Source organism: Pseudomonas sp. PA-5-4B (genome assembly GCF_021606215.1).
Lineage (GTDB): Bacteria > Pseudomonadota > Gammaproteobacteria > Pseudomonadales > Pseudomonadaceae > Aquipseudomonas > Aquipseudomonas edaphica.
This window is the reverse complement of the sequence record NZ_WKDB01000075.1, coordinates 15,185-30,290: the sequence shown is the minus strand read 5'-3', so window position 1 is coordinate 30,290 and position 15,106 is coordinate 15,185. Positions and strand designations below refer to the sequence as shown.

The following is a 15,106-nucleotide window of genomic DNA, read 5'->3' as shown; positions in this document are numbered from 1 at the left end:
GGTTGACCCAGGTGACGCCATAGCCGGCTTCCTTGGCGTATTTGGTCCCGCCTTCGAGCAGCAACCCGGCAAATTGCAGGCCCGCCGATACGCGGTTGGCATCCGCCACCGGGGTGGTGCTGCCGCTGGCCGAACGCGCCATCAGCACGCCGCTCATCAACACCGCGCTGCCAATGTGCAGCAGGCCTTGCTTGAACGCCGGGCTGACATCCCCGAATTTCATACCTTCGATAGCCTTGGGCAAGGCATCGGCAATCTTGTTGCCCTGACGGCCGATGTCCCATACCGACCGCAGCATCGACACCACCTGTGCCGGGTCGATCTTGCCGCCGTCGGAGGTGGTGAACGTCTCGGGGTCTTTTTGCTGCGCGTCGTTGATCGCAGCGGTGACTTTGGCGTCGTCGAAGTTGCCGTTGCCATCGCCGAGCGTGACGTTCAACGTGTCGGTGGTCGCACCGCCGAGCAACGCATCGCCGAGGTTTTCGTTGAAGTTGACCTGCAAGGTCGCCGCGTCATCCGCCGTGGCCTTGTCACCCAGAAAGGCCTGGGCCGACGCGGTGCTGGCGGCGAAACTGCTGGCCGCTACGGTCGGGTCCAGGCCACCGGCTACCGCATCGGTGAAGGCTTTGCCGGTCACCAGCTGGTTCTTGTAGTAGCTGAGGATCGCGTCACTTTGCCCGGCGTTGGCCGCCACCTTGGTCAGGTCCACATGGCCGTTGCCCCCCAGTGCGAGGTTGGCGATCGTCGCGTCGTTGGTGGCGTTTTGCAGGCCCATGCCCATGTCGATCTGTTTGCCGTTCTGGTCCTTGGCATTGAGGTTGTCGTTGAGGTTTTTGCCCGACTCGATGCCACCTTCAACGTAGTTCTGCATCGCGACCTTCATGCTCGGGTCGCTGCTAACGATATCCCTGAGCGCGGGGCCGCGATTGTTCTGCAGGAAGCTTTGCACATCCGGGTCTGCCGACAGGGTCTCGATGCCGCTTTGCAGCTGCGCCTTGATCTTGTCTTCGTTGGGGTTCAGGCCCCAGTTGGGCGAGGTGTACTTGTCCATCAAGCCTGCGTTGCCGACGTAGTCGCTGACCAGCAGGCGCGTTTGTGCATCGGTCAGTTGCACCATCACGGCGGCTTTTTGTTCGCCGGTGTAGTTCTGCGGGTTGGCAAGGATATCGGCGGTGAGCTTGGAGGTATCCACACCGGCGACGGCATCGCGGGTGGCGGCGCCGTCGAGGAAGGTCAGGGTGTCACTGTCGGTTTTCGGCGCCTGTTTCTCCAGCCACGCACCGATGTTGTCGCGGGTGCCGATGTTGTCGGATTTGCCGGTGGCGGGGTTGTCACCGCCGGTTTCCAGGGCGTGGAACAGGCCGGGGCGCGACCACATTGCTGCAGCGCCGGTCAGCTCGTTGCTCAAGGCCGAATCACTGCCCAGGGCTTGCAGGTTATCGGGGCGGATCATGCCGTCGTTGCTGCGCTGGTTGTCACCTGGGCGCATGGCGGTGCCGGAACTGGCGACCAGGCTTTCGTTGGCCATCACGATGGCGGCGGACTTGGCGTTGGCCTTGGCCAAGTCGCCTGGGTGGCTGCCCATAAAGCTGCCATAGGACTTCGCCGCCGCGCCGATATCGCTGTTGGTGTTGCTGATGAAATGGTCAACGTCGGAATGGGTAATCACATTGTCGGCTTTGCCGCGACCACCGCTGTCCAGCGCGGCCATCAGGTTCGGGCTGCTGGCCACGTACTTGAGCACGGCCTGAGCCTGGGGCGGCAAGCTGGTCGGCGGGTTGGCAAAGTCGATCGGCGCGCCGTGCAGGCCCCAGGCGTCCCAGTTCTGCGAGAGCAATTGTGCGGCGGCGCGCGGGCGGTTCAGGTCGAGTTCTTCTTTGGTCGGTGTCGTGCTGGTGTTGCCAGTGATGCTGTTCCAGTCCTTGGCGCCGGACACGCCGAACGACGAGTTGTCGACCCACGAAGTATCGCAGGCGCCTGCCGCTCCAGTAGTGCCGGCGTAAAGCTTGGCCACTTGGTCGTACAGGGCAGGGGTGATGTCCTGGGACACGATCACTTTGTCGCCGGACGCGGTCTGGTAGCGGATCAACCTTGGCCCGACTTCCTCGGGCGGGCCGATATGGGTGGCTGGGTCGATGCTCTCGTTGGCACCGGCCAGGCGATAGCCTTCGGCGCCGCTGGCATTGATCGCCGACAGCTTGGTGAAGTCGCCACTGACCTGATCGAACAGCTGCGGCGTGTCTTTCTGGCTGACCACCACCTTGTCACCCGAGGCGGTCTCATAGCGGATCAGCCCGGGGCCGAGTTCAGTCGGGCTGCCGATGGCCGTGTAGTTGCCCAGCCCCGGCGCCACGGTGCTCGCATCGGCATGGGTGTAGCCGGCCGCTTTACTGTCACTGAGGTTTTTTTCGAAGCTCGCATCGTTCTGTTGGGTGTTGTACTGGTTGACCAGTGTTTCGTAGAGACGCGGGTTGTCGCTCTGCTTGAGAGTGACTGGCTTGTCGCTGCCCAACGGTGTGTAGGTGATGCTGTTGTTCACCGGCGCCTGAACGTTTTGATAGGGCAGTGGGATCGACGGGCCGCGGATCTTCGACGGGTCGAAGGTCGGCTGGTTGACGGCGGTGTACAACGCGGTTTCGAATTTTTTCTGCGAGCCGTCTGTGCCCGGTGTTTGCGCAGGGTCACGACTACTTGGGATCGCTGGCATACATGCTCACCTGGAAGTTGTTTCATATATCAGGGCCTGCACACTGACTATTTAGCTATTAGTGCATCTGTACTAATCAGGCGCAGGAAATTAGTTGCCCGCGAGCATTAAGGTCGCTCGCGCCGAGCTATGAAACGCGATGAGTAAGTCGCTTTTGTTACAAATGGAAATATCTGCGAAGTTGGGCAGAAGGCTATTAGCGAAAAATGTGAAGTCGATACAAAAAAGACGTCGACGTCGTGACGGACTGCGCGTTTTTACGCTGTAAACCTGCCGCCTATTGTTCAAGAGAATGTCGGGGTGTGCGTGCAACGCCGCGTAATAAGGGGCTTTGGCCTTGTTTGAATGTTTCGCTAAAAGTTCCGCGGGCGAACCGGCATGAGTTTTTTTCAACGCCGGGTTGAGCCAAACAATTCACACCTTGTAGCCGAAACGTTTCACAAGCTTTCACAACGAAGGCGTTTTGTTCGTGAGTAGTATGGCCCCCATGCAAACCAACGACGGTTCGAACGCTCACTGTCTGACGTTTTGGGCATTTACCGGGTTTGCATACTTTCAGCTTGCTGTTGCGCAACTGAATAACTTCCCTATCGATGCAAGGAGATGAACATGGCTGATGTCCCACCAGTAAAAGCCGGCGGCGCCGACGACGCTATCGCGAAGATGGAAGCGACCTTCAACATGGCTATCGAGAAGTCGGCCAAGATCACCGAAATCAGCACCGCGAAAAAAGCTGAGCTCGACGCCACCAAACAGCGTCCGCAGAACTGATTTGCCAAACGGGCGGCGCTGGCGCTGCCCGTTTACCTGCTGATTCTTGACCCCGTTGCACATTTTCAAGGGGGCAAACCCACACATGACAGCCTTGATTTCTTTGGGGCCGGTGGCTGCGACTGGCGCACCGACCCTCACTGTGACCGCCGGTTTGCACCAGGGCAGTTCCCTGGTGCTTGATCAGCCTGTCTACACCATCGGCGCGGACCTCGCGGCCGACCTTGTGCTCAGCGACCCCGGTATCGCCGGCCTGCACCTGCGCCTGCGTTTTGAGGGCGGCCATGTGGCGGTCGAAGCCTTGGGCGGTGAGGTGCTGGTCGCCGGCACTGTGCGAATTCCCCGGGGCAATGGCCATCGCGCGCGACTGCCTTTGCAACTGCGCATCGGCACCGCCGGTGTGAGCCTGGCGCTGCCTGAAGAGGCAGAGCAACCCTCCCGCGCTCCGCGCAGATTAACGCCTTGGATTGTCGCGCTCGGCTTGCTGTTTATCTGTGCAGGGGCACTGGCCTTTCGCAGTGACCCGCCGTTGGCGCAGGCGGCGGCAGTGGTCGATGTGCCGGCGATTAAACAGCCGTCTCGCGAACAGGCCAAAGCCTGGCTGGAGCAACAGTTGCAAGCCGCCCGCCTGGATGCGGTGAGCGTCACCAACAGCAACGGCCAGCTCAGCGCCGAGGGCAGTTTCGAACAGTCACAAAAGCCTCAATGGCTGGCCCTGCAACAAGCCTTCGACCAGCGCTACGGCCAGCAGATCGTGCTCAACCCCCGCGTTGCCGCGCGTGCCGATGCCGCGAGCCCACGCGTGCGCTTCCAGGCCGTGTGGTTCGGCGCCCACCCCTACGTGATCAATGACAGCGGCAAGCGCCTGTACCCCGGCGCTGCGCTGGCGGACAACTGGGTGCTGGAACGCATCGAGAACAACCAAGTGATCCTCGCCCGTGGCGATGAGCGCTTTACCTTCACCTTATGAGTCGGTCTATGGGACGTATACACATGATCGTTCCCACGCTCTGCGTGGTAATGCCGCCCCGGACGCTCCGCGTCCTGAAATCAGCGCAATGCGTGACCCCTGCGCAAGGTGACGCAGAGCGTCACAGGATGCATGCCCACGCAGAGCGTGAGAACGATCAACAGGCCCCGGCATGAAAGTCGAACCCCGCCCGTTAATTCCCAGTGATGTGCGCAGCGCGCCTATCGAAGCGATTCACCCGGTCAATTCACGCCAGGCCACCGCCTTCGAAGCGGTGCTCAAGACCCGCAAGACCCAAACCCGCCGCTCGCTGCGCAGCGACCTCGAAGCCCTCACCAGCGCCGCCGGGGTGGACTCCCTGCTGTTCGGCAGCGCGCGTTCCCTGGAGCTGTTGGAGCATGTGATGGAACACATCCTGCCGAGCCTGGACGCTGAGCCCGAGATCAAGGCCCTGGCCCATGACCTGATCAGCGAAGAGATAGAGATGCGCCGCAACCTCGACCAGCAGCGCTCACAGGTGCATGCCTGATGGCCCGCGATAACGAGGACGCCGTGCAACTGCTCAAGGGCATTGGCGAGCTGTACCGGCGCAATGGTCAGTCCCAGCGCGCGCTGGTGATGTTGCTGATTGCCGTCAGTGTCGCGCCCCACGACTGCGTGCTGTTGCGCGCGCTGGTGCTGGCGTTCACCGACAGTGGCGATGCCACGCGGGCACTCGGCGCCCTCGACCGCCTGGTGGCGCTGGAAGGTGAGTCCGCCAGCCTGTTGCTGCTGCGCGCGCGTGCGCTGTGGTACGGCGAGCGCAAGGACGAAGCGCGCCAGTGCTTCAAACGCTACTTAGCCGCACGCAGGGCCAACCCATGAGCGTACTCAATCGTCTGAACAATGTGGCGCGCATGGCTGCGCAGCGCACTGACGTGATCATCGTCGCGTTTATGCTGATGGCGATTGTGATGATGATCATCCCGCTGCCCACCTACCTGGTGGACATGCTGATCGGCCTCAATATTGCCCTGAGCATCCTGATCCTGATCGTAGCGTTCTACATCGGCCACTCCGTGGAGTTCTCTGCGCTGCCGCCGCTGATTCTGCTCAGCACCTTGTTTCGCCTGTCGCTGTCGATCACCACCACGCGCCTGATTCTGCTGCACGGTGACGCCGGGCATATCGTCAAGGCGTTCGGTGACTTCGTGATTGCCGGGCAAGTGGTGGTCGGCATGGTGGTGTTCCTGATCATCACCGTGGCGCAGTTCGTGGTTATCACCAAAGGTGCCGAGCGCGTCGCGGAAGTGGCGGCGCGCTTTACCCTGGACGCCATGCCCGGCAAGCAGATGAGCATCGACAACGACCTGCGCAATGGCGATATCGACCAGGCCGAAGCCCGCCGTCGGCGCTCGCGCCTGGAGCGGGAAAGCCAGATGTTCGGCGCAATGGACGGCGCGATGAAGTTCGTCAAAGGCGACGCCATCGCAGGGCTGGTGATCCTCGCGGTCAACCTGCTGGGCGGCATGCTGATCGGCATGCTCGAACGCGACATGCCGTTCGGCGTGGCGGTGCACACCTATTCGCTGCTGACCGTGGGTGACGGCCTGATCGCCCAGATCCCGGCGCTGTTGATTTCAGTCGCGGCGGGCACTGTCGTGACGCGCGTCAACAGCGACGGCGAGGCCGGCGACCTGGGCAGCGAGATCATCAAGCAACTGGGCGCCAGCTACCGTGCGCTGGGCCTGACGGCGCTGATCATGATCGGCGTAAGCCTGCTGCCGGGTTTTCCGACCTGGGTATTTATCGGTTTGTCCTTAGCCTTTGGCAGTGCGGCATTTTTGATGTATCGCCGGCAGGCCCGTCAGCCCCAGGGTGAACTTGAAGCGTTGGTGCAAGCACCTGAGCCGGTGGTCGAGGTGCCGGTCGAACAGGATGACAACCTGCTGCCCGACACCCGTGTACTGCTGACCCTCGGCAGCGGCCTGTCCCAAAGCGCGCCGCGCCAGATGCTGCGCCAGCGTGTCGAAGCGCTGTGTCACGACATTCGCACCGAGCTTGGCGTGGACGTACCAGTGCCAGGCATCTACATGGAAGCCAAGGCCACGCCGGGCAGTTTTCGCGTGTCTTTGGAAGGCGTGCCGGTGAGCGAGGGCGAATTGCCGATCAACTGCCTGCTGTTGCAGGACGACCCGGTGCATGTGCAGTTGCTCGATATCGCTACCGTACAAGCCGATTCGCCGCTCAATGGCCGCCCTGCGCACTGGATCGAGCGTCAGCACGAAGACACCTTGCGCAATGCCGGCATCGGCTTTTTGCTGCCTGACGAAGTGCTGCGCGGTGTGCTGGAACGCAGCCTGCGCCGCTATGCCGCGGACTTCCTCGGCATCCAGGAAACCCGTCTGTTGCTCGAGCGCACCGAAGCCACTTACGGCGAACTGGTCAAAGAGGCCCTGCGCTTGGTGCCGCTGCAACGCGTGGCCGAAACCCTGCGCTTGCTGGTCGGCGAAGGCGTGTCGATCCGCAACCAGCGCGCCTTGCTCGAAGCCATGGTGGAGTGGGGCGCGCGTGAAACTGATGCCGGGCGCCTGGCTGAGCATTTGCGTGCAGCGCTGGCGCGGCAGATCAGTCATCAGTATGCGGATCGCAACCGGGTGATCGGCGCACTGGTACTGGCGCCGGGCCTGGAAGACCAGCTTCGTGCGTCCTTGCGTCGCCAGGAGCCGCAGCGCGAGTTGATCCCCGAAGACGTCAGCCGCGCCTTGCTTGCGCAACTGCGTCAGGCTTGCGAGAACACCCGTGAGGCCAACAGCGCCGTGTTGCTGGTGCACCCGGAACTGCGCCGCAGCTTGCGTCGCCTGGTACTGCGCGGCGAGCTGGAACTGGCGGTGCTGTCGTTCCGCGAATTGGCCACCGAGTACAACCTGCAAGCGCTGGTGACCATCAGCCTCACCGATATTTCCAATCGCCGCGCGCCTGCTGCGGCTTCTGTCACTCCCCTGGCGTCTGCCTCATGATGCGTTTTTGTGTGTTGTTACTCGCTTTGATTGCGTGTGCCAGTCAGGCCCAGGACATTGCCCGAGGTGCTGGCGGCTCGATCAACCTGGCGTCCGGTGAAGGGCGCATTTTGCATTTCGTGGCGCCAGTGGATTCGGTGCTGGTGGCCGAACCCAATGTGGCCGACCTGCAAGTGGTGTCGCCCGGCACTATCTATATCTTCGGCAAGGCGCCGGGCAACACCAGCCTGATAGCCCTGGGCAACGACGGCAAACAACTGGCCAGCCTGACGCTTTCGGTCAGCAGTGACAGCCAGGCGGTGACCACGCCGATGCAGACCCTGCACCCCGGCAACGGTGCGCAGATAAGCGGCGCCGGCAACCGCCTGATTGCCAAGGGCACGCTCGGTTCGGTGGCCGAGGCCACCGACCTCAACGCGCTGCTCAACCCTCAGGGCCAAGGTTTCCAGAGCGCGATCAACACCAGCGAATATGCCGGTGCCGCCCAGGTGAACCTGCGGGTGCGCTTTGCCGAAGTGTCGCGTTCCGAGTTGCTGCACTACGGCGTGAACTGGAACGCGATGTTCAATAACGGCACGTTTTCCTTCGGCCTGATCACGGGCGGCCCATTGGCGGCAGCGACGGCCGGTGGCTTGGCGACGGCGGGCACCGGTTCCGGCAATGTGAATATCGATGGCATGCTCGATGCGCTGCAAGCCAATGGCATCTTGCAGATCCTGGCCGAGCCGAATATCACCGCCATGACCGGCCAGACCGCGAGCTTCCTCGCTGGTGGCGAAGTGGCGATCCCGGTGCCGGTCAACCGCGACCTGGTGGGCATCGAATACAAGTCCTTCGGTGTGTCGTTGTTGTTCAACCCGACCTTGCTGCCTAACGGGCGCATCGCCCTGCAAGTGCGCCCGGAAGTCAGCAGCGTGGTCAGCGGCGGCACTGTGGACTTCGGCAATTTCCATGTGCCGTCCTTCAGCGTGCGCCGCGCCGACACGCGGGTGGAAGTCGGCAGTGGGCAGACGTTCGCCATCGCCGGGTTGTTCCAGCGCGAGAGCAGCCAGGACATCGAAAAACTGCCATTGCTGGGCGACCTGCCGATCCTCGGCAACCTGTTTCGCTCCAAGCGCTTCCAACGCAATGAAACCGAACTGGTGATCCTGATTACCCCGTACCTGGTCGAGCCGGTACGCGGTCGCGGTCTGGCCACGCCCCTGGACGCCTTACCGACCACCGCCGCAGCCAGCGGACCGCGCAGCGGCGGGGCGTTCGGTTTCTACATGAATTGACTAAGGGGCCTGCCATGACTGTTTTGCGTGTGTTGATGCTGTTGCCCTTGGTGTTGGTGGGCTGCAAGACCCATTTGGCGCCGACGTATTACTCGCCCGAATACCGCGCCGATGGCGTGCCGAGCCAGTGCCAGCAACCGGCGGCCAAGGATGAGATTGGGTTGGATGAAGACTTCAAACCGACCTTGCCGTTGGGCTGCGCGAACAATTTGAACCTGATGCAGATGGTCGAGCGCAAGCAGGACCTGACCCAGGGCCGCGCGACCGGGCCAGCAATGGCCGCGCCGGTGGGCCGGGCAGCGCAGGTGTATATCGAAGGGTTCGACCGCGAGCAGTTGCAGCGGCGCAAGGACCAGCAGGAAGCCAAGGCCGGCGCTGCAGGAGGCCAGCAATGAGGCCCCAATGTGGGAGCGGGCTTGCTCGCGAAAGCGGCCTCATGGTCGACCACTACCCAACTGAAGCTACCCGGTCTAACTGTGGGAGCTGGCTTGTCGGATCGCCGCACCGCTGCGATAGCGGTGAGTCGGCGTACATATCCGTTGTTGTAGTAACGGCCACTTATGGTTCCGCTCTTACAGCGGCTCACTTTTGGAAAGACCCAAAAGTAAGCAAAAGGTCTTCGCCCCACCACTCGGCACCTCGCTTAGGCTCGGTGTGCCCTCACTCCGGCTTTGGAGCGTGGGCCGCCGCGATGGGCCATCCTTGGCCCAGCGCGGCTAACCCGGCGTCCTGCCGGGTTACCCTCGCTCCAAAGCCTGCGTTCGGCCAGCGTGGTTTAACGGGGCGACTCAGATCAACATCAAAAGCAGATCAAAAGCCAGATCACAAGCCAGATCAAAAGCGGGTTGGTCGTGTATCAGCGCGGGTCCACCAACCCCAGCTCCTTGGCTTGCGCCACCGGATCACTGATCGCTTTGATGCGCTTGGCTTCGGTCACCAACTGTGCCCGCTCAGCCGCCGGAATATCATCCAGCGCCAGCCCGGCAACCTTTTGCTCATACCCCGCCAACACCATCACCAACAGTTCATTACGCTGATGCCGTGGCAAGGCCCGGGGCGATTGGGTGACGGGGGCGATGGTGTCCAGCGCCTGTTGCGATTGCCCACCCAGCGCATAAGCCAGGGCCAGGTTGCAGCGGCTGTCGAGGTTGTCGGGTTGCAGGCTGAGGCTTTGGGCGAAGGCGGTTTGTGCGGCGACGGCCTGGCCGTTCAAGACCTGCGCGATGCCCAGGCGTGTGTAGGCGACCGGCAGGTGGTTGATCTCGGCGGCCTGGCCCAGCGCCGTGACGGCGCGTTGGGTCTTGCCCAGTTGCAACTGCGCGGTGCCAAGGCCGAGCAGGGCGTCGGCGTTGCGGGCGTCCAAACCCAGGGCTTGCTGGAAGGCGCGCTCGGCGCCCGACGCGTCCTTGGCGTCGAGCCTGGCCTGGCCGAGCTTGAGCCACAGGTCGATGCCGGCGCCGGGTTGCTGGGTGGCGCGCTCGTACAGCGCAGCCGCGCTGGCGTAATCGCCGCGCTTGTTCAGGTCGTTGGCCAGTTGCAGGGACTTGTCGGAATCGGTCGCAGGTTTGCTGGAGCAGGCAGCCAACAGCAGGGTACTGGCAAGCAGGAAATTCTTGGTCATCGTCACAACTCGTCGGGCGAAGGCGCAGGCCATGTAAGCATATTTTTCATGGCCATCCTATGCCTGTTCGGCGCCAGTTTGGCCCACGCGGCCGAAGCGCCCGAATGGTTTTCCAAACCCTATGCCTACGTGTTGGTCGACCAGGATGTGCGCGGCGCACTGGAAGAGTTCGGCCACAACCTCGACATCCCCGTGGTGCTCTCGGACAAGGTGCGCGGCAAGGCGCGCAGCACGATTCGCGCCGCCAGCGCCGGTGAGTTCCTGCAAACCCTGTGCAACACCAACGGCCTGACCTGGTACTTCGACGGCAACCTTCTGTACCTCAACGCCAACGATGAGATCGGCACAAAACTGTTCAAGGCCAGCGCATTGAACCTCGACCAATTGCAGGCTTACCTCAACACCCTTGATGTGTTCGGCCAGCAGCTGTCGATGCGCAATGGCCCCGAAGGCGATGAAGTGTTCGTGTCCGGGCCACCGCCGTACCTGGCGCTGGTGCAACAGCACGTCGATCACCTGCAACCCAACGCCGTGGCCGCCCCGGTGGCCCGCGAGCGGGGTGTGCGGGTGTTTCGCGGCGCGCAAGTCAGTACCGAAACCCCAACCCAGTAAAGGAGCAGCACCATGTCCGTAACGGCCGTAGACAGCAACCTCGCCCCCGGTGGCGCCAGCCCTGAAGCCAAGTTCAATGCCGCGGTGGATAACGCCAAGGCCGCCGACAAACCGGCGGACACCTCGGACGCCGACGACGCCAAATTCAACGATGCGTTGATCACCCAGGCCGTCACCATCGGCGGCCAGTTCATCATCATGCCGAAGATGCAAGAACTGCTGAACGACGCCATGTCCGATGACGACGACGAGTAGGAGGCCCCTATGACTATCAGTCTCGCCGCCGGCGCCACGGCCTTGCCGCCGTCCGCCGGTGCGGGGCCCGCCGGGGTCTCGCAGAACCTGTTCGAACACATGGCCAACACCGCCAAGGGCATGCCCGAGGGCGCCAGCCCGCACCAGATCGGTTCGGGCTTGATGGAGCGCATGAACAGCTTTATCGACCGTTCGCGAGCGTTCTCCGAGCGTGCGGATTTGCTCACCAACAACCCCTCGGCGCCGCCACCCGCGCAGGCCGAAATCCGCACGGCCAGTGCTTCTCCCCAGGCTGAGTCGGGAAAAAAAGTCGGCGAGCAGCAGGTCGACCAGATCGTCCATTCCCTGGGCAAGATGTTCGACTACTCCATCGAAACCCAGATGGTGGTGCGCGGTGCAACGCAGATTTCCGGCTCCGCCAACACGCTGCTCAAGGGTCAATAACGCCATGCCAAGCCCAAACCGCGCCCTGCGCCTGTTGCTGATCGGCCTGCTGGCCAGTCTGTTGCAGGCGTGCAACACCGACCTCTATACCAACCTCAGCGAGCGCGATGCCAACGCCATGGTCGCGGTGCTGCTGCGCGGTGGTATCCCGGCGGAGCGCAAGACCCAGGACAACGGCCAGCTCAAAGTGGTGGTCGACGAGGAGCGTTTCGCCGAAGCCATGACGCTGCTCGACAACGCCGGCCTGCCGCAACAGAGCTTTTCCAATATGGGCCAAGTGTTCAAGGGCAACGGCCTGGTGTCGTCGCCGGTGCAGGAGCGCGCGCAGATGATCTATGCGCTGAGCGAGGAGCTCTCGCATTCGGTGTCGCAGATCGACGGCATCGTCGCTGCGCGCGTGCATGTGGTGCTGCCCGATAACGACCTGCTCAAACGCGTGATTTCACCCTCGTCGGCCTCGGTACTGGTGCGTTACGACCCGGGTACCGACATCAATACGCTGATCCCGCAGATCAAGACGCTGGTGGCCAACGGCATTTCCGGCCTGAGCTACGAAGGCGTTTCGGTCACGGCGATCAAGGCAGCTGTCGCCATCAGCCAGAACCCGGCACAACCACGGCTGGCGCGCTTTATGGGCTTGTGGATGCTGGAAGACAACGTGCCTCAGGCGCGTTTCATGTTCGGCACGTTGTTGCTGATTGCGCTTGGCGCCCTCGGTGTATTGGCACGCCAGCAGTGGGCGCGGCGCCAGTCCCAGGCGCTGTATGTGCTCAAGGAGGGTGAATGAGTTTATTCGAACGCTGGCAGGGGTTGATCGCCGAGCCTTTGCAGTTTGTGCGCGGGCCTAGCCTGGGCGCGTGTTTTGCCGCTGAGCTGCCAGATGACGTGTTGCAGGCCATGCAGGCCCAGCCACGTTTTCGCCCGCGCCTGCAGCAGTTGCTGGTCAAGCACTACCAGTTGGCGCCGATCGAGCAATTGGTCACGCCGTTGGCGGCCGACCTGCCGGTGTTGCTGCTGTCGCCTGCGCAATTTGCGCGCCTGCCGAGGTTATGCGGGGCTATCTGGCACGGCGCAACCTTGAGCCGTGAGATCCGCCGCGAGGTGGTCAATGAGCTGCGTGAAGGCCTCGGCGCCGAGGTCTTTGTGGCCGCCCTGGCTCTGCGCCAACTGGGGGGCGCGGCGGATCTGCTGCGTGAACCGGTCGAGTTGATCGAAGCCATCGACCGTGACGGCCTTGGCTGTGTCGCCGCCTGGCTGCAGGCCCAGCACGCTGACTGGCAAGGCTGGCTGCGCTTGCGTTTTGACTTTCCCCAGGGCTACAGCGCACGCGTGCCGCGTGACCTGGAAATCGTCCAGGCCGCCGCTGCTTGCCTGCTGGCCGAGGAGATTGCCCCATGAATGAACTACCGAGCCGTCCGGCTGCGCGTATTTTGCGGGCCGAAGAAGCCGCGTTGTGGACCGACGGTTTTGCCTTCCTGCAAGCGGCCAAAGACCAGGCCGAACAGATCAAGGCCGACAGCGACCAGTGGCTGCACGCCGCCCGCGCCGAGGGCTTTGAAAGCGCCCGGCAGGCCGGTGCCGAGCAGGTCGCGCAATTGCTGGTGCAGACCCAAGCCCAGGTGCAGCACTACCTGAGCAGCCTGGAGACTTCGCTGGCCGATTTGGCGTTGGGCATCGTGCGTGAAGTGCTGGGCGAATTGGATAACGCCGAGCGCGTCGTGCGCTGCACCCGCCAAGCCCTGAGCGCGTTTCGCCAGGACCAGGCACTGACCCTGTGGGTGCCACCCTCCGAGGTCGACGCATTGCGCCAACGCCTTAAGCTTGAAGGCTTGGCGCTTGCAGTGGACGCCGATGAACAGCTTGGCGCCGGCCAGGCACGCCTCAGCAGCCCGGCCGGCTCGGTGGAGCTGGGCCTGGACGCGCAATTGCAAACCCTGCGCCGCAGCTTGCTGCCCTTTGCCGAAGAAGGTGTGGCATGAACCTGGAGCAGTTGCTGCCACGCCTGACTGAGCGCCTGGCCCAGGCGCGCCCGCGACCAATGCACGGCACCGTGCTGAGCATTCGCGGCGTGCTGCTGCGCGCCAGCGTGGCCGGTGCGAGCATTGGTGAGCTGTGCCAATTGCGCGATCCCGGCAGCAGCCGCAGCTTGAGTGCCGAGGTCATTGGTTTTGATGGTGACGAGGCGATTCTGTCGCCCATCGGCTCGATGGAAGGGTTGTCGACCCGCACGCAGATCACCGCCACCGGCGAAACCCTCGGCGTGGCGGTCGGTGATGCGCAGTTGGGGCGTGTGATCAGCCCTATGGGCGATTTTCTCGACGGTGATGGCCTGCCACCGACTCTGGCCCTGAAAAGCTATCCGCTGCACACCGAGCCTCCGGCACCGTTTTCGCGGCAGCTGATCGTGCGCTCCATGGCCTTGGGCATCCGCTCCATCGACGGCTTGCTGACCTTGGCCCAGGGCCAACGCATGGGCATCTTTGGCGAGCCAGGCGTGGGCAAATCGTCGCTGCTTGCCAGCATCATCCGCAACAGCGAAGCCGATGTGATTGTGATCGGCCTGATCGGCGAGCGGGGCAGGGAAGTGCGCGAGTTGCTCGACGTGCAACTCGATGCCCAGGCGCGCGCGCGCACGGTGGCGGTGGTCGCCACCTCGGATCGCCCGGCGGCCGAGCGTGTACGTGCCGCGTTCGTCGCCACCACCCTGGCCGAATACCACCGTGACCAGGGCCGCAATGTATTGCTGCTAATGGACAGCCTCACGCGTTTTGCCCGCGCCCAGCGCGAAATTGGCCTGGCCGTGGGCGAGCCACCGACCCGTCGCGGTTACCCGCCGTCGTTCTTCTCGGCGTTGCCACGGCTGCTCGAACGCGCCGGCCCCGGCCCTACCGGCAGTATTACCGCGCTTTACACCGTGCTTACCGAAGGCGATGCCGCCAGCGACCCGGTGGCCGAGGAAGCGCGTTCGATCCTCGACGGGCATATCGCCCTGAGCGCCGAGTTGGCCCAGCGCAATTACTTCCCGGCGGTGGACGTGCTGCGCAGTCGCAGCCGCTTGATGGAGCAGGTCGCCGGGGAGGAGCACAAGCGCCTGGCCATGCGAATCCGTGAGCTGATGGCGCGCTACGGCGAAATCGAAATGCTGATCCGTGTGGGCGAGTACTCCGCCGGCAGCGACCCGCTGGCGGACGAAGCCATTGCACGCCACGCCGCCATCGAAGCATTCCTGCGCCAGAACGCGGGCGAGCCCAGCAACCTGGAACAGACCCTGATGCACATGCGCCAGGTGTTGGCATGAGCCGCGCAATCGAGATACACGCAAAACCCTGTGGGAGCTGGCTTGCCTGCGATAGCGGTGGGTCAGTCAGCCCTGTTGTGACTGATACACCGCTATCGCAGGCAAGCCAGCTCCCACAGTCGATCTTCGCTGATCCGGAAACGGTAGTCGCT

At 63.1% G+C, this 15,106-nt stretch carries 16 protein-coding genes; 14 read left to right on the top strand and 2 right to left on the bottom strand.

The features are described from left to right. A partial coding sequence (locus GIW28_RS26195; RefSeq protein WP_236490432.1) for a type III effector HrpK domain-containing protein occupies positions 1–2,707 on the bottom strand: 2,707 nt, incomplete at its 3' end. A gap of 609 nt (positions 2,708–3,316) precedes the next feature. On the opposite strand from GIW28_RS26195, the gene GIW28_RS26190 reads away from it, so the two are divergent. The 7 genes from GIW28_RS26190 to GIW28_RS26160 all read left to right on the top strand — a co-directional run bounded on the left by GIW28_RS26190 (position 3,317) and on the right by GIW28_RS26160 (position 9,119). After that, positions 3,317–3,478: a hypothetical protein gene (locus tag GIW28_RS26190; protein ID WP_016969018.1), complete on the top strand. Its 162-nt coding sequence runs from the start codon at positions 3,317–3,319 to the stop codon at positions 3,476–3,478. Between the two features lie 85 nt (positions 3,479–3,563). Continuing rightward, the gene (locus GIW28_RS26185; protein WP_236447760.1) at positions 3,564–4,448 is read left to right on the top strand and encodes a SctD/MshK family protein; all 885 of its coding nucleotides are present in this window, start codon (positions 3,564–3,566) and stop codon (positions 4,446–4,448) included. Between the two features lie 172 nt (positions 4,449–4,620). Beyond that, complete coding sequence (locus GIW28_RS26180) at positions 4,621–4,977, top strand: hypothetical protein (protein ID WP_017137565.1); 357 nt, start codon at positions 4,621–4,623, stop codon at positions 4,975–4,977. Further along, positions 4,977–5,312: a tetratricopeptide repeat protein gene (locus GIW28_RS26175; RefSeq protein ID WP_017137566.1), complete on the top strand. Its 336-nt coding sequence runs from the start codon at positions 4,977–4,979 to the stop codon at positions 5,310–5,312. The genes GIW28_RS26180 and GIW28_RS26175 overlap by 1 nt, the downstream gene beginning before the upstream one ends. After that, positions 5,309–7,447 carry a type III secretion system export apparatus subunit SctV gene (gene sctV, locus GIW28_RS26170; RefSeq protein WP_017137567.1) on the top strand — a complete coding sequence of 713 codons (2,139 nt, stop codon included), beginning with the start codon at positions 5,309–5,311 and terminating at the stop codon, positions 7,445–7,447. The genes GIW28_RS26175 and sctV overlap by 4 nt, the downstream gene beginning before the upstream one ends. Continuing rightward, a complete protein-coding gene (locus GIW28_RS26165; protein WP_138449212.1) occupies positions 7,444–8,724 on the top strand; it encodes a type II and III secretion system protein family protein in 1,281 nt (426 codons plus the stop codon). The genes sctV and GIW28_RS26165 overlap by 4 nt, the downstream gene beginning before the upstream one ends. 14 nt (positions 8,725–8,738) lie before the next feature. Further along, the gene (locus GIW28_RS26160; RefSeq protein ID WP_017137569.1) at positions 8,739–9,119 is read left to right on the top strand and encodes a hypothetical protein; all 381 of its coding nucleotides are present in this window, start codon (positions 8,739–8,741) and stop codon (positions 9,117–9,119) included. A gap of 461 nt (positions 9,120–9,580) precedes the next feature. Here GIW28_RS26160 and GIW28_RS26155 read toward each other — a convergent pair whose 3' ends face one another. Further along, positions 9,581–10,345: a tetratricopeptide repeat protein gene (locus tag GIW28_RS26155; protein WP_017137570.1), complete on the bottom strand. Its 765-nt coding sequence runs from the start codon at positions 10,343–10,345 to the stop codon at positions 9,581–9,583. A gap of 48 nt (positions 10,346–10,393) precedes the next feature. Between GIW28_RS26155 and GIW28_RS26150 the strand changes: the two genes are divergently transcribed. Genes GIW28_RS26150 through GIW28_RS26120 form a run of 7 tightly spaced genes read left to right on the top strand, consistent with a single transcriptional unit; the run spans position 10,394 to position 14,954 of the window. Then, the gene (locus GIW28_RS26150; protein WP_017137571.1) at positions 10,394–10,957 is read left to right on the top strand and encodes a hypothetical protein; all 564 of its coding nucleotides are present in this window, start codon (positions 10,394–10,396) and stop codon (positions 10,955–10,957) included. Positions 10,958–10,969: 12 nt separating this feature from the next. Continuing rightward, complete coding sequence (locus tag GIW28_RS26145) at positions 10,970–11,212, top strand: hypothetical protein (RefSeq protein ID WP_017137572.1); 243 nt, start codon at positions 10,970–10,972, stop codon at positions 11,210–11,212. A gap of 9 nt (positions 11,213–11,221) precedes the next feature. Beyond that, positions 11,222–11,656 carry a hypothetical protein gene (locus GIW28_RS26140; RefSeq protein WP_099550517.1) on the top strand — a complete coding sequence of 145 codons (435 nt, stop codon included), beginning with the start codon at positions 11,222–11,224 and terminating at the stop codon, positions 11,654–11,656. 4 nt (positions 11,657–11,660) lie between these two features. Continuing rightward, a complete protein-coding gene (gene sctJ, locus GIW28_RS26135; protein WP_017137574.1) occupies positions 11,661–12,443 on the top strand; it encodes a type III secretion system inner membrane ring lipoprotein SctJ in 783 nt (260 codons plus the stop codon). Further along, complete coding sequence (locus GIW28_RS26130) at positions 12,440–13,054, top strand: type III secretion protein (protein WP_099550516.1); 615 nt, start codon at positions 12,440–12,442, stop codon at positions 13,052–13,054. The genes sctJ and GIW28_RS26130 overlap by 4 nt, the downstream gene beginning before the upstream one ends. Then, positions 13,051–13,635 (top strand): type III secretion system stator protein SctL, encoded by a 585-nt coding sequence (gene sctL, locus GIW28_RS26125; protein ID WP_236447778.1) that lies wholly within the window; start codon positions 13,051–13,053, stop codon positions 13,633–13,635. The genes GIW28_RS26130 and sctL overlap by 4 nt, the downstream gene beginning before the upstream one ends. Next, positions 13,632–14,954: a FliI/YscN family ATPase gene (locus GIW28_RS26120; protein ID WP_138453891.1), complete on the top strand. Its 1,323-nt coding sequence runs from the start codon at positions 13,632–13,634 to the stop codon at positions 14,952–14,954. The genes sctL and GIW28_RS26120 overlap by 4 nt, the downstream gene beginning before the upstream one ends. Positions 14,955–15,106 lie beyond the last annotated feature (152 nt).